Annotated in this window: 17 protein-coding genes; 7 read left to right on the top strand and 10 right to left on the bottom strand. The window is 43.0% G+C overall.

From position 1 onward, the window contains the following. Window positions 1–3: 3 nt before the first annotated feature. Entirely contained in the window at window positions 4–996 is a 993-nt protein-coding gene (hlyD, locus tag WDV74_RS10990; protein WP_338882826.1) for a secretion protein HlyD, read from the bottom strand. 79 nt (window positions 997–1075) lie between these two features. Next, window positions 1076–1771 (bottom strand): transcriptional regulator CecR, encoded by a 696-nt coding sequence (gene cecR, locus WDV74_RS10985; protein ID WP_338882825.1) that lies wholly within the window; start codon window positions 1769–1771, stop codon window positions 1076–1078. Between the two features lie 248 nt (window positions 1772–2019). Here cecR and rhlE point away from each other — a divergent pair, with 248 nt between their 5' ends. The 3 genes from rhlE (at window position 2020) to WDV74_RS10970 (ending at window position 5165) form a co-directional block, all read left to right on the top strand. After that, entirely contained in the window at window positions 2020–3354 is a 1335-nt protein-coding gene (gene rhlE, locus WDV74_RS10980; protein ID WP_273558376.1) for an ATP-dependent RNA helicase RhlE, read from the top strand. A gap of 4 nt (window positions 3355–3358) precedes the next feature. Continuing rightward, window positions 3359–4342 (top strand): tRNA dihydrouridine(16) synthase DusC, encoded by a 984-nt coding sequence (gene dusC / locus WDV74_RS10975; RefSeq protein WP_338882824.1) that lies wholly within the window; start codon window positions 3359–3361, stop codon window positions 4340–4342. 571 nt (window positions 4343–4913) lie between these two features. Continuing rightward, window positions 4914–5165, top strand: a complete 252-nt coding sequence (locus WDV74_RS10970; RefSeq protein ID WP_338882822.1) for a GlsB/YeaQ/YmgE family stress response membrane protein — start codon at window positions 4914–4916, stop codon at window positions 5163–5165. Between the two features lie 44 nt (window positions 5166–5209). On the opposite strand, the gene sseA is transcribed toward WDV74_RS10970, so the two are convergent. Beyond that, entirely contained in the window at window positions 5210–6049 is an 840-nt protein-coding gene (gene sseA / locus WDV74_RS10965; RefSeq protein ID WP_338882820.1) for a 3-mercaptopyruvate sulfurtransferase, read from the bottom strand. 39 nt (window positions 6050–6088) lie between these two features. Continuing rightward, on the bottom strand, window positions 6089–6244 hold the full coding sequence (locus WDV74_RS10960; protein ID WP_189758165.1) for a hypothetical protein: 156 nt from the start codon (window positions 6242–6244) through the stop codon (window positions 6089–6091). Between the two features lie 273 nt (window positions 6245–6517). Here WDV74_RS10960 and dinG point away from each other — a divergent pair, with 273 nt between their 5' ends. Further along, window positions 6518–8629: an ATP-dependent DNA helicase DinG gene (gene dinG, locus WDV74_RS10955; protein WP_338882818.1), complete on the top strand. Its 2112-nt coding sequence runs from the start codon at window positions 6518–6520 to the stop codon at window positions 8627–8629. An 891-nt stretch (window positions 8630–9520) separates the two neighbouring features. On the opposite strand, the gene WDV74_RS10950 is transcribed toward dinG, so the two are convergent. The 3 genes from WDV74_RS10950 to rhtA form a co-directional block, all read right to left on the bottom strand. Further along, window positions 9521–9745 carry an alkylphosphonate utilization protein gene (locus WDV74_RS10950; protein WP_189761427.1) on the bottom strand — a complete coding sequence of 75 codons (225 nt, stop codon included), beginning with the start codon at window positions 9743–9745 and terminating at the stop codon, window positions 9521–9523. A 189-nt stretch (window positions 9746–9934) separates the two neighbouring features. Further along, a complete protein-coding gene (dps, locus tag WDV74_RS10945) occupies window positions 9935–10441 on the bottom strand; it encodes a DNA starvation/stationary phase protection protein Dps (RefSeq protein WP_338882817.1) in 507 nt (168 codons plus the stop codon). A gap of 282 nt (window positions 10442–10723) precedes the next feature. Continuing rightward, window positions 10724–11614 (bottom strand): threonine/homoserine exporter RhtA, encoded by an 891-nt coding sequence (gene rhtA, locus WDV74_RS10940; RefSeq protein ID WP_338882815.1) that lies wholly within the window; start codon window positions 11612–11614, stop codon window positions 10724–10726. 206 nt (window positions 11615–11820) lie between these two features. Between rhtA and WDV74_RS10935 the strand changes: the two genes are divergently transcribed. Further along, window positions 11821–12285, top strand: coding sequence for a GNAT family N-acetyltransferase (locus tag WDV74_RS10935; RefSeq protein ID WP_338882814.1), 465 nt, complete (start codon window positions 11821–11823; stop codon window positions 12283–12285). Between the two features lie 93 nt (window positions 12286–12378). Here WDV74_RS10935 and WDV74_RS10930 read toward each other — a convergent pair whose 3' ends face one another. Further along, window positions 12379–13380: a Gfo/Idh/MocA family oxidoreductase gene (locus tag WDV74_RS10930; RefSeq protein WP_338882813.1), complete on the bottom strand. Its 1002-nt coding sequence runs from the start codon at window positions 13378–13380 to the stop codon at window positions 12379–12381. A gap of 265 nt (window positions 13381–13645) precedes the next feature. Between WDV74_RS10930 and WDV74_RS10925 the strand changes: the two genes are divergently transcribed. Continuing rightward, complete coding sequence (locus WDV74_RS10925) at window positions 13646–15241, top strand: ABC-F family ATPase (RefSeq protein WP_338882812.1); 1596 nt, start codon at window positions 13646–13648, stop codon at window positions 15239–15241. Window positions 15242–15310: 69 nt separating this feature from the next. On the opposite strand, the gene moeB is transcribed toward WDV74_RS10925, so the two are convergent. Both moeB and moeA read right to left on the bottom strand, forming a co-directional pair. Next, on the bottom strand, window positions 15311–16066 hold the full coding sequence (gene moeB / locus WDV74_RS10920; RefSeq protein WP_338882810.1) for a molybdopterin-synthase adenylyltransferase MoeB: 756 nt from the start codon (window positions 16064–16066) through the stop codon (window positions 15311–15313). A gap of 112 nt (window positions 16067–16178) precedes the next feature. After that, a complete protein-coding gene (gene moeA / locus WDV74_RS10915; protein WP_338882809.1) occupies window positions 16179–17429 on the bottom strand; it encodes a molybdopterin molybdotransferase MoeA in 1251 nt (416 codons plus the stop codon). Between the two features lie 209 nt (window positions 17430–17638). On the opposite strand from moeA, the gene WDV74_RS10910 reads away from it, so the two are divergent. Next, the gene (locus WDV74_RS10910; RefSeq protein ID WP_338882808.1) at window positions 17639–18823 is read left to right on the top strand and encodes a YbfB/YjiJ family MFS transporter; all 1185 of its coding nucleotides are present in this window, start codon (window positions 17639–17641) and stop codon (window positions 18821–18823) included. The last annotated feature ends 108 nt before the right edge of the window (window positions 18824–18931 follow it).

Here is an 18931-nt window from a genome sequence, read left to right as displayed (position 1 = left end):
CGCCTACTTATTTGTTTCAGTAAAACGCAAAGTAACAGGCATTCCTTGTTTCAGTCCTTCATCGGGATCAAGGACAATAATGCGCAGGCGATAGACCAAGTCTGTTCTTAAGTCAGGGGTTTCGACATTTTTTGGGGTGAATTCGGCAGTTGGAGAAACGAAACCGATTTTGCCATGATAAGGCTGGTTTTTCCGCCCATCGGTATAAATCAAGACTTCCCGTCCGGCGGTAGCCTGATTAAGATTAGGCTCATCAATATATGCCCTAATCCAAACAGGATTGGTCAATGACAGGGTAAAAACCGTGTTGCCAGCCGCCAGCATGGTGCCTGGTTCAATGGCTCTGGTCAGGATCATCCCTGCCGAGGGAGAAGTGAGTTGAGTATCTTTTAGATTAAGTTCAGCCTGTGCCACGGCTGCTTCTGCTTGAATAAGTTGGGCTTTTGCCGCTGCAATTTCTTCTATACGATAACCAGTTTCGAACTGACGCAATTTATCTTTTGCTGCCTGGTAAGCGGCCAGTGCTTGATTGCGTCCGGTTCTGGCATTTTCCAGATCATTGGCTGAGATTGTTTTGCTCTGCCATAACCCTTGCTGGCGTTTCAGGAAACTATCGGCAAAATGGAATGCTGACTCTTTTTGCTTGACTTCAGCACGTACCTGGGCGATTTCTTCGCTGCGATAACCCGCTTCAGCTTTGGCAAGATTTGCTTTAGCGACATCACGAGCTGCTTTGGCTTGATTCAATGCATTGATAAAGGGGGCATCATCAAGGCGACCAATCATTTGGCCCACAGTAATGGCATCACCTTCATCCACCTGCAAATTAGCCAGCTTACCTGCAACCCGAAAACTTAGGTTAACAGTCCTGACATCAACATTGCCATACAGGGTAAGCTCCCTGCTATTTTGTTCCTGATAATAGTAGATACCGACAATAGCACTGATAACAACAATGAGTGCCAATAGGGCAAGAGCAAACTTTTTACTGTTCATACTATCCCTTATGCCTTGTTCAATTTATACCCGCTATCTTTCAAGTGGTGGCTTCGTTGGTTATGCCATTGCTTAAGCGCTATTGGGCATACCTGGTTGATTTTTCTCTTAACCCATCAAGTAACAAATTGATGTGTTGAGATAAAACCTGATTGATTAATTCGTATTCTTTGGCGCCAATATTGTCCCATCCGGTTTGGCGTAATAAGGCTTCCCTGGCCAGTCGGAAAGAGAGGATCTCACCCAATAGGGCATGGGTATGAATTTGGGTTGAAATTTGGCGTTCATCAGCGCCAATATAATTGGCAATGAGCTTATTCAACCGAGAATAAATTGGAGCCAGCCCCTGCTCATGCATAACGCTGTAAGCCTCTGTTGGCGTCAATTGTTCATGGGACATGATCCGGCTGATATTGATACTGCTTTTTTCGAAAATCAGGCGGTTATAGCTAACCATTCCCTGATGAATAAATGCCAATATTTGGTTTTTGGGGTAGGGCTTCGCTGTTTTAGCAAAAAAATGATCAATGGCTTCAATAAGAGGGGCAAACTCTGATTTCAGTTTATCGGCAATATGTTGTACGACGGCGAGGTATAATCCCTCTTTGGAACCGAAATAGTATGCGATAGCTGCGATATTTTGCTGTGCATGTTGGGCAATATTGCGGGTAGTCGCACCATCAAGACCTGATTTGCCAAAAATCTCTATCGCTGCTTCCAGAAGTTGTTGTTTGGCTTGTTCGCCGCGTAATGTCTGGGCCTTCTTTGCTGCCATGTCAAAATATTTCCTGTGATAAAGAGTTTTGGGAATACTAAAAATATATCAATCGTATGATTAACTTTAAAACTAAAGTAATTCGATGTAAAGTTAACACAAATTGTCTTTTTAATAGTCATCCATAAAAAATAATTGTCCAAAAGACATATCTGTTATAATCACGCCCTGTTTATATAGGCTGCATTGCAGTCTGTGTAGTCCTGAATTGATATCAGGCATGGTGAAGTCTGGAGTATTTCTTATTTATGAATTTTGAGTCACTCGGCTTGAAGGCTGATATTTTGCGTGCCGTTGAAGAACAAGGCTACGTGGAACCTACCCCTATTCAGCAACAGGCCATTCCTGTTGTGTTATCCGGCAAAGATCTACTGGCCAGTGCCCAGACAGGCACAGGAAAAACAGCAGGATTTACTTTGCCTATTCTGCAACGCTTGAGTGAATCCCCGATTCAGGCAAAAGGCCGCCGTCCGGTCAGGGCGTTGGTTTTAACCCCAACCCGAGAACTGGCGGCTCAGGTGGGAGAAAATGTACGTAATTACAGCAAATATCTTAGATTACGTTCGTTTGTTGTCTTTGGCGGAGTCAGCATTAATCCGCAGATGATGAAACTGCGTGGTGGTGTCGATATTCTGGTCGCAACGCCAGGCCGCTTGCTGGATTTGGAGCACCAAAATGCGGTCGATCTTTCACGCGTTGAGATTCTGGTTTTGGATGAAGCAGATCGCATGTTGGACATGGGTTTTATTCACGATATTCGTCGGGTGTTGAACAAACTGCCAGCAAAACGCCAAAACTTACTCTTTTCGGCGACATTCTCTGATGAAATTAAGAGCCTCGCCAATAAATTACTGAAAGAGCCAGTCAGCGTAGAAGTGGCACGGCGTAACTCGGCCTCTGAGCAAATTGATCAATCCATCCATTTTGTTGACAAAAAGCGCAAGGGTGAATTGCTCTCTTACATGATAGGCAGCCAGAACTGGCAACAGGTACTGATATTTACGCGTACTAAACATGGTGCAAACCGGCTGGCGGAACAATTAAATAAAGATGGTGTGACTGCGGCTGCCATCCACGGTAACAAAAGTCAGGGAGCAAGAACCCGTGCGCTGTCTGATTTCAAGACAGGGCAAATCCGTGCGCTGGTGGCAACGGATATTGCTGCCCGTGGGCTGGATATTGACCAATTGCCTTATGTCGTCAACTACGAATTACCAAACGTTGCTGAAGATTATGTGCATCGAATTGGCCGTACTGGGCGCGCTGAGGCGACTGGACAAGCGATATCGCTGGTGTGTGTCGATGAACACAAGCTCCTGAAAGATATTGAGCGCCTATTGAAGCGAGAAATTCCACGTATTGCCATTTCGGGTTATGAGCCTGATCCTTCTATCAAAGCTGAACCTATCCAAAATGGACGTAATAGCCGTGGTAATAACTTTCATAGTAATAGCAGCTCGCGCGGTAATCATTCTCGCGGCAATAACCCTCATCGAAATGGCAAACAAGGTCATTCCAAACAAAATCGGGTGAATAAAGAACGCGCAACCAAAACCTCACGTGCTTCGGTAGCGGGAGAATAATTTAATGCGCGTTTTGCTGGCTCCGATGGAAGGGGTTTTGGATTCTTTGGTTAGGGAACTGTTGAGTGAAATCAATGACTATGACCTGTGCGTTACTGAATTCCTGCGTGTGGTTGACAGCTTACTGCCGGTAAAATCTTTTTACCGGCTGTGCCCTGAACTGCATCATCAGAGCCGTACCCCATCGGGAACTCCAGTCAGGCTCCAGCTTCTTGGCCAATATCCAGAATGGTTGGCAGAAAATGCGGCGAGGGCGGTTGAGTTAGGATCATGGGGTGTCGATTTAAACTGTGGTTGTCCGTCAAAGGCGGTCAATGGCAGTGGTGGCGGTGCTAGCTTATTGAAAGATCCCGAACTCATTTATCAGGGAGCTAAAGCCATGCGTGAAGCGGTGCCCGCCCATTTGCCGGTAACAGTAAAAGTACGTCTGGGATGGGACTCTGCTTCACGTCAGTTTGAGATTGCGGATGCTGTTCAACAAGCGGGGGCAACCGAATTGGTTGTGCATGGACGAACCAAAGAAGAGGGGTATAGAGCTGAGCATATTAACTGGCAGGCGATAGGTGAGATTCGGCGTCGCCTTGCTATTCCTGTCATTGCCAACGGTGAAATTTGGGATTGGCAAAGCGCTCAGGCGTGTGTCAAAACGACAGGATGTGATGCCGTGATGGTGGGCCGTGGTGCTCTGCATGTGCCAAATTTGAGTCGTGTCATTAAATATAACGAACCCAAAATGCCGTGGAGCGGCGTACTCAAGTCACTGCAAAAATATACTTATCTGGAAAAGCAAGGAGATACGGGGCTTTATCATGTTGCCCGTATCAAACAATGGTTGGGGTATTTACGCAAAGAGTATAATGAAGCGGGTGAGTTATTTATGCAAATCAGAGGATTGAAAACATCTGCTGAGATTGCCAAAGTTATTTCTTCTGCCGTAGGTGAATGTCTACTGCGATATACCATCCAAGAATCCTCCATCTTCTGTTAGCCGCATTTATTCCCTCCCGTGATAGAATGTTTCTCTATTTCTGGGGGATCTTAGGAAAAGAAACAACAGTTTCTATAGGTAATACCACGTGGCGTGGCTTACCTATACATTTCCTATAGATATAAAAATCAGGCAACGGCCTAATTGTCTCTGTTTTACTATAATGCTGGTGGGTGATCCGACTTTTCCTGAATTAAAGGATAATGTTGTCGGTATATTTTTCATTACCCTCTATGACCAATATGGAAATAAAGGAAAATTTCAGGTCGTGCCACGGCATAAAAACGACGGAGAGAAAATTAGAATTTATCTGGTGGACGCTTAGTCTATATACCTGTTCATAATACTGAGAGTATCAAGTGTTATAGCTCCTTATCGCGCTCGGTGTGTGGGATAAGGTGTACTCCCATCATGTTGAAATGCTATTTAGAAGAATATTGATTAAATAAAATTCGCCTTATGTACGCATTAAACTTCAGGTTGCAATTTTTTTTGTTGGTGTCTTAACTTAAAACAGAGAAAAATAATTGAACCAGTGGACTAATAACCTAATTAGTTTTGGAGGTGGTGTATGGGGATTCTGTCATGGATTTTCTTTGGTTTAATTGCTGGAATTCTTGCTAAATGGATTATGCCGGGAAATAACAGCAGTGGCATCATAATGACGATTATTCTGGGTATTGTGGGGGCTGTGGTTGGTGGATATATTAGTACGTTTCTTGGTATGGGAAAAGTGGACGGCTTTAATTTGGGGAGTTTCGTTATTGCCGTTATTGGCGCAATAATAGTCCTGTTTGTATACCATAAAATTTCTAATCAATAGTACAATGAAGGGCATGTTATTTTGATGCCCTTTGTTGTTATTATTTATTTTTCTAACGGAAGTGAATCATCAGCGCCCCATTCAGCCCAGGAGCCATCGTATAATCCTGTTTCCTCATGACCAATCATATCAAGCCCCAGAACTAAAACTGCGGCTGTCATACCAGAGCCACAACTGGTAATGATAGGTTGGCTTAAATCAACGCCCTGTTTGCGGAATATTGCTGCAATTTCTTCTCGTGGCTTATAGCATCCATTATCAATCAGGGCTGTCCACGGAACATTTTTAGCGCCGGGCAGGTGTCCCATCCTCAGACCTGGACGGGGTTCCGGTGCTTTTGCCTGAAAACGCTCTGCTGCTCTGGCATCAACAAATTGTACCCCTACATTGTTACGGAGAGCATCAAGGATCTGCGCCTGAGAACAGACTTTTTCAGGGGTAAACTGGATATTGAAAACTTCGGGAGAGCGAATAACTTTACCGGATTCGGTGGGATAACCGGCTTGCTGCCAGCCTTGTAAGCCACCTTCAAGAATACGGATATGCTGGGTTCCAAAAATTTTGAATGTCCACCATGCCCGTGGGGCGGAAAACATATTGCCTTGATCGTAAATCACCACCAGATGATTTTCACTGATGCCCATTTTGCTAACAGCCTGACGGAAAGTTTCCGGCTCTGGCAACATGTGAGGCAGGTTGATTTGTAGATTAGCGACCTGATCCAGATCAAAAAATTGTGCACCCGGGATATGTTTCTCTAACCAAAGTTGGTGATAATTGATGGATTGGGTAGGCATTGGGGCACTGGCATCAACGACAACGATATTCTCATCATAAAGATGTTCGTTTAACCATTGTGGACTGACAAAATGTTCATTTTTCATGAGCTTCCTCATCTGGTGTTACGATACAAGCCAACGTATTTATTGTTGCCCTGTTGGAGTATTTTCCTGCTGAGTCTGTTGTGGCGCTTCTGTTGGTGTGGTTGAGCGGGTGTATATATTCATCCCTGCCAGAAGGTTCCCACCAATTGAGCCGATGGAAAATAATATGATGATAATGAGCAGGATTTTTTTCATCTTTGTATCCAATAAGGTTTTAATAGGGAGTTATAACGGTTATAAAAATCCAAAAGTATATCGGCTTCTACATTCCAGACAAGCGATAACCGGTTTTCTTGCATTGACAGTAAAAAGACTGGAAACCGTTTCGCAGGAATGATCATATAAAGCTGCTTTGAGATCAGTTCTATGGGAAAATTATTTCTTACCAAATTGCGCTTATGCGTTTGAACAGTAAAGACAGAAGTATGATGAAAAAAATAGCCCCTCCATTTTTAAGCAGTAAAACTCATGGCTCTTTCTAATTCAGTAAAAAGTCAGATTAGTCAGTGGTATAAATCATTATCTACCCATATTGATGGTTTTATTCCACGTGCCCCGCAACGTCAAATGATCGCCGAAGTTGCAAAGACATTGGCAAATGAAGAAGGGCGGCATTTGGTGATAGAAGCGCCAACAGGAGTAGGAAAAACGTTATCATATCTGCTCCCAGGGATTGCCATTAGCCGGGCAGAACAGAAACCATTGGTAGTCAGTACAGCCAATGTTGCCTTACAAGATCAAATTTATAGCAAAGATTTGCCGCTGCTGCGTAAAATTATTCCTGACCTGAAATTTACGGGCGCTTTTGGTCGAGCGCGTTATGTCTGCCCACGCAACCTGGAGGCCATTTGTGCCGCAGAAGGAGAGCAGATTGACTTGATGTTTCTAGTCGAAGATCAGACTGAAATTGCGAACAGTGAAGAGCGGGAACTGTGTCGCCGACTGCGCAGTGATTATACGACGTTTGTCTGGGATGGCTTACGTGATCATCATAAACTGGCACTGGCGGATTCATTGTGGGCAAAAATCAGTACGGATAAGGTGAACTGCCTGGCACGCAATTGCCAGTTTTACCACCGTTGCCCATTTTTTCTTGCGCGCAGGGAAATTGAAGATGCAGATGTCATCGTTGCCAATCACTCTTTGGTTATGGCGGCGTTGGAAAGCGAATCGGTTTTACCGGACGCAAAAAATCTGTTGTTGGTTTTGGATGAAGGGCACCATATTCCCGAAGTGGCAAGGGATGCGCTGGAAGTTGAAGGGGAAATCACCTTATTCCAGCTTAATGGGCAATTAGATACCTTTGTCCGCCATGTAGAACAATACCTGGTTCAATTCCGGCCGGCAAAACCGCCCGCTTTGGCCAATATCCCTCGATTACAGAACCATTGTGCAATAATCCGTGAATACTTTAAGGAATTGGTGGAGATAACACAGGCGCTTTTGCCTGAGCGTGGTGAAGCGGAAGAATATCTGTTCGAACTGGGAAAGTTACCGGATAGTCTGCTGCTATGCTGCCAGCAATTATTTAAACTCACTGATGGATTACGTAGTTTAGCTGAAGCGATTTTGAATGATTTAAGTGATCAGACGGCCAAACAAGATATTGTCCGCTTGCATCGTGCTATTTTGCAAGTCAGCCGAACATTGGGTTATTTTGAGAATATGACAAAATTGTGGCGTTTGGCTTCACAAGAAGAGTCTTCCCATGCGCCAATATCCAAATGGTTAACGCGACGCGATGAGAAAAACCAATCGCACTTTTATTTTCATTGTGCTGGAATTCGGGTCAGTGAACAATTAACCCAAATACTATGGCGTACCATCCCCCATGTTGTAGTGACATCGGCCACGTTGTGTTCACTGAATAGCTTTTCCCGCATTCAGGAACTTACCGGATTACACAAAAATTATGGTGATCGTTTTATCAGCTTGTCATCACCTTTTGAACATGTACGACAAGGGCGTTTGGTTATACCGAAAATGACACAAGAACCGACTATCCAGAATGAAATGCAGCATCTTGAGGAAATGTCGCGTTATTTCCGCTCTCAAGTGATAGCAGGAAAACATCGGGGAATGTTGGTACTTTTTAGCAGTCAACGAGCAATGGAAGGGTTCCTCACTTTTGTTACAGACCTGCGGTTGATGTTATTGGTACAAGGTGATCAGCCTCGTTATCGATTAGTAGAAACACATTGCAAGCGTATTGATGAAGGACAAACTAGCGTTCTGGTTGGGTTACAGTCATTTGCAGAAGGGCTGGATCTAAAAGGTGATTATCTTTCACAAGTCCATATCCATAAAATCGCATTTCCTCCCGTAACCAATCCGGTGATCATTACTGAAAGCGCCTGGTTGAAATCTTTAAAACGTTATCCATTTGAAGTACAGAGTTTACCCAGCGCTTCCTTTAACTTGATCCAACAAGTGGGGAGGTTAATTCGTAGCCATGAGTGTTATGGTGATGTGGTTATTTATGACACTCGGTTATTTACCAAACGTTATGGTTCACGTTTATTGAATTCTTTGCCGGTATTTCCCATTGAACGGCCGAAGGTGCCAGCGGAAAAGGAATAAATAACTCATGGATGGGTTATTTATTCAATTGCGCTGTATCAATATTACAATGTGATGATTTGATTTTTATGTATCCAATAATCATTAACTGTTAGCCCTTGCAAGAAGCTCTCATAATCCCGCTAACTCTTGCTGGGGTAAATAAAATAATATTTTTATTCCTTGATGAAAATTGTTTTATCTTGCTTTTATATTTCAATACATCTGCAATAAGTAAATTCATTTTTTCATTCTAAAACCAGCTCCTAATACCCGTCACTATTGAAGACATCAGTGCCCTAATAATGACGGGGATATGTCCAAACATCCGGGCTTGAACTTACAACCTCTTGAAATCATTGTTCAACAAAGCTGAAGTTATATCGTATCTATTGGTGCATACATATGCTATATATCTCTTTAAGGCAAAATTGATATTTTTTAGGGTGTTTCATATGTTTGGCGCATCTGATACGTGCAACTTCTTTGCATTGTTCAGATTTATTATTCAATTGTGCTTCTGTTGCAAATGTATTCCATGAGGCTAATAGCAAAATAGCTGTGCATAGAGTCAGTGAAGTTTTCATCTTGTAACCTCTATATCAATTTTAATATTATCAATATCTTTGCTCTATATCAGAACAAAAACATATTTATAATAAATTTTCTTATCTGAAATTCCAACCTATTTGGTGTTTTTCTGGGCTGGGTTTGTGAATGACATATTTAATGGCTTGATTTTACGATGGGTATTGCTGTTTTTTGTGGTAAAGCTGAATTGGCAAGGATAACCGTCAGTTGTCTGACTGCATATAATCAATCTTATTCAATTTTTAATTCTATTAATAAAAAGGATAAATAATATAAAAGTTAATATTATTTATCCTTTAAGTAAAAATAGGGTTGTAACTGTTATTTATCTACTTTTTTCAGGAAGCAGGTTTTTAAGACTAATCCCTTAATTTTATCGGCATTACATTCAATTTCGTCTTCGCGGTGAGTCAGGCGGATGTTTTTGATCAGTGTACCGCGTTTCAGTGTCTTGGAAGTGCCTTTAACTTTCAGGTCTTTGATAACCTGAACTGAGTCACCGTCATTGAGTAATGCGCCGTTAGAATCTTTGACTTCGATATCCATCTTATAGGATCCTCATGTTTAATTTTGAATCAAACAGGGATTATAGAGAGAAAAATGATTTTTTTAAAGGTTTGTGAGATTTTTAAGGGTATAGCTTCTTTTTTTAAGGCTTTTTCTATCAATCATGGACATTGATGTAAAAAAGGCCACGGATGTGGCCTGAAGTTAATAAAGAATAATATTTTTATTTTATTGCTCAATGTTTGCTTCGATAAACCATAAAAATTTGTCAAGATCACCGGATGCCGCAGTAAACATATCCGCAGTGTCTTCATCTTCTGCATCAATGATTGCCTGACGGATATCATTAGCAACGACAGCATAGCGATCTGCCAGTGCCCTTAGATGATCCTGTACTTCGTGAATATCCGTTGGATAGCTTTTCAGGATTGTACGTTTATGCACTTCCTGAACAGTACCTAACGCGGTTCCACCTAATTGAACTGCTCGTTCTGCAAATATATCAAGGTGTTCTGTGATGGAATTACGAAAATCATCCAACATTTCATGAATGGCAATAAAATTGCGGCCACGCATATTCCAGTGAGCCTGTTTGGTCAGCATGGATAGGTCAATAAATTGGCTCACCATGTGATTTAAGGTCGTAATCGTTCTTTGTTTAATACCTTCATCAAGATTATTTCGGGTATAAATCAGGCCAGAAAGTTTGGTTTTGAGTAATTTCGCGGTATTCATAATAATGCTCCCTTAATTCTGGGTAATGAGTTATCTCATTAGATAGAATAAATTTAGTTGATCATTTGCCGGAAGTCATATTGATTACCTCTATTGAATTGATAGTTATTATGTTGGTCGGTAACACTTTGATAATTTGTGAAAATAAAAAAACCGGAGAGTAAATATTTCTCCGGTTTCAATGAATTATCTTTATACGCATTAAACTTCAAGCTGCAATTTACAACACGATATGAAATTACGCGCATCTTGAAGTTAGATGGGGATATATTTTTAAAGTCGTTATTCTACTTTTTCTATTTTAGTTTTTCTCTTAATGGTTGAAGTGGAGCCTATGGAAGCACAAATAATACAGAAAAGGGCAATCCATTGAGACATTGCCAAATGCTCATTAAGGAAAATGATGCCTGATAATGCGCCCAAAGCAGGTTCAAGGCTCATTAATGTCCCGAATGTTTTGGCTGGCAGGCGAGTAAGGGCAATCATCTCCAGAGTGTAAGGAAACGCGGTGGATAAAATGGCGATCCCCAGGGATATCGGCAGTAGAGAAGTATCGAACAGGAGTTCAGGACCTGTCTGTATTAATCCGATTGGGAAGAAGATAAAGGCTGCAATAAGTGAGCCGATAGACACTGTCGCGGCACCATAGCCCGCTCCAGCACGTTGACCAAAGATAATATAGAGCGCCCAAAAAACACCGGCTCCCAGTGCATACAAAATACCGATAGGATCGAGTGTATTGACGCTATTTCCGATTGGCAGCAGGAAGCTTAATCCAGCAATGACCAAGGCAATCCAGAGAAAATCCAGAGGACGGCGGGAAGAAAACATGGCTACCGCTAAAGGTCCGGTAAACTCAAGTGCAACGGCAATGCCGAGCGGAATTCGGGATAAGGACATATAAAACAGGTAGTTCATCGCCCCTAAAGAAATGCCGTAGGCGAAAAGCGGGAGCAGTGAAGAACGCTGAAATTTTAACCGCCACGGTTTGAAAATCAGAAATAGAATAATTGTGCCTAATGCAAGTCTCAGGGCTGTGACACCGGGCGCGCCAATAACAGGAAATATTGTTTTAGCCAGAGAAGCCCCGGCTTGAATTGATGTCATTGACAGTAACAATAAAATCACAGGAAGCAGTGAAAAAGACGCTGCCCGATGCTTGGAAAGAGACATTTTAAAGAAACCTCAGTTACAACGTGTTATTTAAGGGCGCCATCTTCGCAGTGAAATGGATATAACTCAACAGTATTATCAGTTGTATGTTTGTTAGCAAATGTTGAACAAGATCCAGTTTTATCACCTGATACTTGACCGTTTTAGTAATTATATTATCCTTCTGATTAAAATTTATACTAACTGAAAGTCATCGAGAGAACCTAATGATAATAAGAACGGCTACTGTGCAGGATATTGAGGCTATTTTATCTCTTTATAGCATATTGTTTAGTGAAATGGCGGCGTTGCAGCCGGATAGAATGCAGGCGGCTGAACAAGACAAAGATTTTATTGTTTCCAACATCAATAACGATAAGTTTCATTTACTGGTTGCGGAGGATGGGAATGGCAATATTAAAGGTTTTGCTATTGCTCAGGAGCAAAGAACACCTCCTTTCAATTGTCTGGTTCCGAGAACTTATGGTTATGTTTTTGACTTAATGGTAAGTCAGGATGCCAGAAATCTTGGTGTTGGTCAGAAGTTACTGGCTGGTATGAAAAAGTGGGCGCAAGAAAATCATTATTCACATCTTGAGCTGAGTGTATTATCCCAGAATGTTGATGCGATACGCTTTTATATCAGAGAAGGGTATCAAGAGGCCAGCAGAACAATGGCAATGACCTTGTGAATAGAAATAATATATTAAAACCATCAAAGGTTATACTCTGATGGTTATGAGTAAGTTTACTCTTCATATTTTTAAACGGTAACACCAAGCCATTTAGGAAATAATATTTGCAGCAGCCCGATATTCTTTTAATACTTCATCCATAACCCAACTGGTGCGGGCGGCAGATTCACCCGTGGATAGACAATTGCCATTTCCTTGTATGTTATTAATCATTGTCTGAATGAATGGCATTTGGATATGTTTTGGATTTTCGAAATGATATTGGTGTAGTTGATTATTTTCGTCATAGTGTGAAATGGGAGAATCACCAAATGTGGCAAAAACGATTTTGCCTTTTGTACCGATAATTTCGACTTTATCCTCACGAGAACTGGCGACAAAATTCCAAATGCCAACTCCCTGAACATGATTTTCGAACATAAATGACATGGAAACACAGTCTTCGGCGGGATAGGCTTTTGCCTGTGAGTTGGCATGTCCTTTGACTGAGATAATTTTTCCTAGCAGAAAATCCAATATATCCAGTGTATGGCACGCTAAATCAATAAATAAGCCACCACCAGATATTTCTGGTTGTACAAACCAGGGTAAATTATCGGGATCTTGATAGATAGAGGCCATTTCCCTAAATTGCATACAATTGACTATCCGTGGTGTACCAATTGCGCCAGAATCAATTAATTCTTTTATTTTAATAAACCTTGGTAATGCTCTGCGGTAATAAGCGACGAACAAGGGAACTTTTTGAAATCGGCAGATAGCAATCATTTCGTTGCATTCTTCAAAGGTTAATGCCATGGGTTTTTCGACATAAACACTTTTGCCCGCTTGTGCTGCTAAAATAGTATATTTTTTGTGGGTAGAAGGTGGGGTAGCAATATAAACAGCATCAACTTCCGGATCATTAATCAAAGATTCGGCATCCGAGTACCATTTTCGGATATTATGCCGTTCGGCAAAATCTTTGGCTAAATCCGCATTGCGACGCATGACGGCGACTAATTCTGAATTCTCCAATTTATAAAAAGCTGGGCCACTTTTTACTTCTGTTACATCACCACAACCTATAATACCCCATCTTACTTTTTGCATTGTGTTTTTCCGATATATCAATTTATTGATTTGTAAAATGATAGCGGAAAGTTTATAACAGTACCGGTTTCTATTCTATATTTCTCTGTCCAATAGATTAGTTTATTTTATGGAAAAATGATTAATATTTAGTGTGTTATTTGAAGTGCTGCCCTGATTTTGAAGGTGGGTAACGCATTCTGGCGATACTTTTCTTCTGTTGTGGCATAATGCGCGGCTATCGGTTTTATCATCTCCCTTTTATTCACTTATAAGAGCAACAGTTGTGTTAAGTACAAACAACATCACTATGCAGTTTGGCAGTAAGCCACTGTTTGAAAATATTTCTGTCAAATTCGGTAACGGTAACCGCTATGGTTTGATTGGGGCGAATGGGGCAGGTAAATCTACTTTCATGAAAATCCTGGGCAGAGATTTAACCCCAACTTCCGGTAATGTCAGCCTTGACCCTAACGAGCGTATGGGTAAGTTGCGCCAGGATCAGTTTGCTTTCGAAGAATATACCGTGTTGGATACCGTCATCATGGGGCACCAGGAACTGTGGGAAGTCAAACAGGAGCGTGACCGCATTTATGCGATGGCAGAAATGAGCGAAGAAGATGGTTATCGTGTCGCGGATCTGGAAGTCGCTTATGGTGAGATGGATGGTTACAGTGCAGAAGCGCGTGCTGGCGAATTGTTGCTGGGTGTCGGTATTCCCGTTGAGCAGCATTATGGCTTGATGAGTGCAGTAGCACCGGGCTGGAAATTGCGTGTATTGCTGGCACAAGCCTTGTTTTCCAATCCTGACGTTCTGCTGCTCGATGAGCCAACCAACAACCTGGATATCGATACTATCCGTTGGTTGGAGCAAGTGCTCAACGAACGTAACAGCACCATGATCATTATTTCCCATGACCGCCATTTCCTGAATACGGTATGTACACATATGGCCGATCTGGATTATGGCGAACTGCGTCTGTTCCCTGGCAACTATGATGAGTACATGATTGCCGCAACGCAAGCGCGTGAACGTCTGCTGGCCGATAATGCCAAGAAAAAGGCACAGATTGCTGACTTGCAGGCGTTCGTTAGCCGTTTTAGTGCTAATGCTTCTAAGTCTAAACAGGCAACTTCCCGTGCCCGCCAAATTGACAAGATCCAGTTGGAAGAAGTAAAGGCTTCCAGCCGTCAGAATCCTTATATCCGCTTTGAGCAAGAGAAGAAATTGTTCCGTAATGCGCTGGAATTGGAGGGATTAACCAAGGGATACGATAACGAACCCCTGTTTAAAAATCTAAATTTGCTGATGGAAGTCGGCGAAAAGATGGCGGTAATCGGTGAAAACGGTATTGGTAAAACGACTCTTCTGAAGACGCTGATTGGTGAGGAAACGCCAAATAGCGGCACCATTAAATGGTCTGAAAATAGCACGATTGGTTATTATGCGCAGGATCATGCCAGTGATTTTAACTGTGATATGACGGTGTTTGAGTGGATGAGCCAATGGAAGCGCGAAGGCGATGATGAACAGGCAGTACGCAGTATTCTTGGTCGCTTGTTGTTTGGGCAGGATGATATCAAAAAGAAAGTGGGTGTGCTTTCCGGTGGTGAGCAAGGCCGGATGCTGTTTGGCAAGCTGATGATGCACAAGCCGAACATTCTGGTTATGGATGAACCGACTAACCACCTGGATATGGAATCTATCGAATCTTTGAACCTTGCGCTGGAACTCTACCAGGGAACGCTGATTTTCGTCTCCCATGACCGTGCCTTTGTGAGTTCACTGGCTAGCCGTGTTTTGGAAATTAAATCTGACAAGGTTATTGATTTTAAAGGTACTTATGATGAGTATCTGAGAAGTCAAGGTATTGGCGAATAAGACTTTGATATTAACAGAGAAACATCCGGCTCAATTGGGCTGGATGTTTCTTTATCAGAAACAACATATTCATTGCGACCGGCAAACTTCACATAAAGGATCTTGCCGCAACGCTATTTGGCGAAATTGCATTGTCATTGCATCAAAAAGTAATACTTTGCCGTGACAGGTTTGCCCGTATTGGGTCAGTAGCTTAATTGTTTCCATTGCCTGCAATGAGCCGATAGTTCCTACCAATGGCGCCATAACACCTGCTTCAACACAAGTCAGGCTGTTTTCGCCAAACAAACGACTCAGGCAACGGTAACAGGGGGTTTCCGGTTGGTAAGTAAAGACGGAAAGCTGGCCTTCCATGCGGATCGCAGCACCTGAAACCAATGTTATTTTACGGCCATAACACAGACGATTGAGTTGTTCACGAATGGCAACGTTATCTGTACAGTCGAGTACAATTTTATGTTGGCTGATTAACTCATCTAACGCCGGCTCATCCAATAGCCCTTCAATGGGATTGATGGTGATATGTGGATTGATCTCCCGCAGGGTCAGCGCCGCGGAATGCACTTTTGCCATACCAATGCGCTCATCGCGGTGGAGGATCTGCCGTTGCAAATTGGAAAGGGAAACCGTGTCAAAATCCAGCAGGGTGATTGTTCCAATACCTGCCGCTGCAAGATATTGGGAAGCAGCGCAACCCAGCCCTCCAGCTCCCACTATCAACACCTTGGCTGATTTTAAGGTTTCCTGCCCGTCGAAACCGAAACCACGTAAGATAATTTGTCGGTTATAACGCAACGTTTCTTCATCAGTAAGTTCGACAGCCATGTTTCATTATCTTCTTAGTTATACGCATTAAACTGCAAGTTGCATTTGCAACACTCTATGAAATCACACGCATCTTAAAGTTAGATCGGTATATTAGTTTTTCAATTACTGGTTATTTCAATAAATAGTTAAAAAACTCGATTTGTACCGTTTCACCAGCAGCAACATGCCCACGTTCCCGTTCCAGCACAATAAAACAGTTGCCGAGGTTATATGAACTAAAGATATGGGAGCCTTGATGCCCTGTAGTTTGTACTTCTAATTCACCCTGTTCATTAAGTGAAGCAATACCACGTTGGAAATCCAGTCTGCCAGGGGATTTTTTCAAAGGTGTTGTCGTCCTGGCCGTGAGGCGCATAGGTGGTTGCCATGTAGTAAAACCCGATAGATGGGCAATCAACGGTTGTACCAATTGGTAGAACGTGAGTACGGCAGACACAGGGTTACCTGGCAGGCCGCAGAACCAGGCATTTTCCAATTTTCCAAAAGCGAAAGGTTTTCCCGGTTTGATAGCGAGTTTCCAAAAACTAATTTTTCCTATTTCGTCTAAAATTTGTTTGGTGTAATCCGCTTCACCGACAGAAACGCCACCACTGCTGATCACTAAATCTGCTTGTTTATCTGCTTCAATAAAGGCCTGGCGCAATGCCTCAGGATCATCGCGGATTACGCCAAGATCGATAATTTCACAATCCAGTTTTTCCAGCATCAGGCGAATAGCAAATCGGTTGGTATCGTAAATTTGGCCTGCCTGTAAGGGTTTACCGATGGTTTGTAACTCGTCACCGGTAGAAAAAATGGCAACTTTCAGTTTGCGAACCACATCAACCGTTGCAATACCTAGCGAAGCAATCAGCGGTAATTGTGCTGTGGAGAGTTTGACCCCTTTTGGCAATACCACCGCATTTTGGCTGATATCTTCCCCAATGGTGCGAATGTTCTGCCCCGGTTTTACCGGATGGGTGAAGAGAATGCCTGTTTCGGTCACCTCCGTTTGTTCTTGCATCACAACAGCATCAGTGCCAGGAGGAATGGGAGCACCGGTCATAATGCGGATGCAACTGCCGTTCGGCCATTCTTGCTGAAACGGCATACCAGCCAGTGCCTTACCTGCCACTGGTAAAATGTGGTTTTTGTGCAGATCTGCCAGGCGAATGGCATAACCGTCCATTGCTGAGTTATCAAACGAGGGTACGTTGATCGGGGAAATGATATCAGTGGCGGTAATTCGGTTCGCAGATTCGGTCAGGTTAATGGTTTCTGTCGTGATCAGGGGGGTAGCGGTGAGGGGAACAGTGTGTGTCAGTAATGTTTCTAGTGCTTGCTCAAGTGAGATTAGATCTGAGGTATGACAGTGATCCATAAGAAACTCCCTATACGCCGCAAATGGCGGGCAACTGTTTATTCTTGTATGGGATGCATTATGGCAAAGATTGCATTGTTGGGGAATGACAGGCAATGGTGATTGCCACAGGGAGAGGGTTGTTAAGAAAAGATGTATATTATATTCATGATTTGTTATAACTGGATGATACCCTCCAAATCAATTAATTTCATTACTATTTAATCACTATGAAAAATCAAACTGTCACGTCTCTTAATCGTAACTATCAAGCTTTTCAGATTGCATTAAGCGGTTTCCTCGCTTTGGTTGTTGCAATGGGAATAGGGCGCTTCACTTTTACCCCACAAGTTCCATTGATGATCGCTGAGTCACAACTCACATTAACGAGTGCGGGGATAGTCGCAGCATTCAATTACCTCGGCTATCTGGCGGGTTCTTATGATGCCATGCGGGCGCAACGTTTTGTAGAATACCGTTTGTGGAGCGGTTTGTGGGGATCTGTCATTATCACCTTGCTTTCCGCATTGTTGGATGGATCGATATTACACAGTATTGCCCGCTTTTTTATTGGCTGGGCCAGTGGTTGGACGTTGGTATTGGTTGCCGCATGGACGAATGATGAATTGGCAAAATTGAATCGTCCGGGGTTGAGTGCAGCCGTTTTCTCAGGAACCGGGGTGGGAATATTTATTAGTGGCATGGTAGCAATAGGGCTCCAGTCTTGGAAGATGAATGCAGCCAGTGCGTGGATGTTATATGGCATCCTGGCGCTGTTATTCAGTATTTATGTCAGTCGTTATCTGCCCCGCAGCGGTGAATTGCACCGTCCGCAGACGGCAATCCAGACACTGAGCTTGACACCGGAAATCAAGCGATTGGTGTGGTGTTATAGCCTGGCGGGATTTGGCTATATTTTGCCTGCGACGTTTCTTTCCCAAATGGCGACAGTGCGTTTTCCTGATAGCTTGTTTGCCCAGTTTGTCTGGCCAATATTTGGCGGTGCTTCGGTCATTGGCATCATGTTAGGAATTTTGTTGCGTAATGTATCAACATCCCAAATCCGTCTGGCGGTGACGTTATGGCTTCAGGCGCTAGGCATCCTGATTGCAGAAATGTTGCCGGGCATTGGTGGTTTGATGATTGGGGCATTGCTGATAGGCGGTGGATTTATGTGTGTAGTACAGCTTGCTTTGCAGTATGGCCGTGAATTGGCACCCAATCATGCCCGTTATATGGCGGGATTGCTGACCACGGGCTATGCGCTGGGGCAATTGGTCGGGCCAATGTTATCCGCTATTTCGACATGGCTGACAGGCAAACTGGAACCTGCTTTGTATATCGCATTTATTGGGTTGCTCATTGCTGGGATACTGGTATTTTATCGCACCAATACGCATCATGAGCCATCCTGATTTGGTGCATTGATGATGTACAGGTATAGTTATGCGCCTATTCACGTGCTCGCGTATGCGATATATACCAATCTCTCTTCAAGATGCATGTGATTTCTCCCCGCAAAG

Origin of the sequence: Xenorhabdus sp. TH1, from assembly GCF_037260955.1 — a bacterium.
GTDB classification, from domain to species: Bacteria; Pseudomonadota; Gammaproteobacteria; order Enterobacterales; family Enterobacteriaceae; genus Xenorhabdus; species Xenorhabdus griffiniae.
The sequence above is the reverse complement of the archived record's forward strand: the minus strand, read 5'-3'. Positions and strand labels throughout refer to the sequence as shown.

Excerpts from the sequence above, each read along its gene's own strand:
- hlyD (WP_338882826.1), bottom strand. The coding sequence starts at position 996 with ATGAACAGTAAAAAGTTTGCTCTTGCCCTATTGGCACTCATTGTTGTT.
- cecR (WP_338882825.1), bottom strand. The coding sequence starts at position 1,771 with ATGGCAGCAAAGAAGGCCCAGACATTACGCGGCGAACAAGCCAAACAA.
- rhlE (WP_273558376.1), top strand. The coding sequence starts at position 2,020 with ATGAATTTTGAGTCACTCGGCTTGAAGGCTGATATTTTGCGTGCCGTT.
- dusC (WP_338882824.1), top strand. The coding sequence starts at position 3,359 with ATGCGCGTTTTGCTGGCTCCGATGGAAGGGGTTTTGGATTCTTTGGTT.
- WDV74_RS10970 (WP_338882822.1), top strand. The coding sequence starts at position 4,914 with ATGGGGATTCTGTCATGGATTTTCTTTGGTTTAATTGCTGGAATTCTT.
- sseA (WP_338882820.1), bottom strand. The coding sequence starts at position 6,049 with ATGAAAAATGAACATTTTGTCAGTCCACAATGGTTAAACGAACATCTT.
- WDV74_RS10960 (WP_189758165.1), bottom strand. The coding sequence starts at position 6,244 with ATGAAAAAAATCCTGCTCATTATCATCATATTATTTTCCATCGGCTCA.
- dinG (WP_338882818.1), top strand. The coding sequence starts at position 6,518 with ATGGCTCTTTCTAATTCAGTAAAAAGTCAGATTAGTCAGTGGTATAAA.
- WDV74_RS10950 (WP_189761427.1), bottom strand. The coding sequence starts at position 9,745 with ATGGATATCGAAGTCAAAGATTCTAACGGCGCATTACTCAATGACGGT.
- dps (WP_338882817.1), bottom strand. The coding sequence starts at position 10,441 with ATGAATACCGCGAAATTACTCAAAACCAAACTTTCTGGCCTGATTTAT.
- rhtA (WP_338882815.1), bottom strand. The coding sequence starts at position 11,614 with ATGTCTCTTTCCAAGCATCGGGCAGCGTCTTTTTCACTGCTTCCTGTG.
- WDV74_RS10935 (WP_338882814.1), top strand. The coding sequence starts at position 11,821 with ATGATAATAAGAACGGCTACTGTGCAGGATATTGAGGCTATTTTATCT.
- WDV74_RS10930 (WP_338882813.1), bottom strand. The coding sequence starts at position 13,380 with ATGCAAAAAGTAAGATGGGGTATTATAGGTTGTGGTGATGTAACAGAA.
- moeB (WP_338882810.1), bottom strand. The coding sequence starts at position 16,066 with ATGGCTGTCGAACTTACTGATGAAGAAACGTTGCGTTATAACCGACAA.
- moeA (WP_338882809.1), bottom strand. The coding sequence starts at position 17,429 with ATGGATCACTGTCATACCTCAGATCTAATCTCACTTGAGCAAGCACTA.
- WDV74_RS10910 (WP_338882808.1), top strand. The coding sequence starts at position 17,639 with ATGAAAAATCAAACTGTCACGTCTCTTAATCGTAACTATCAAGCTTTT.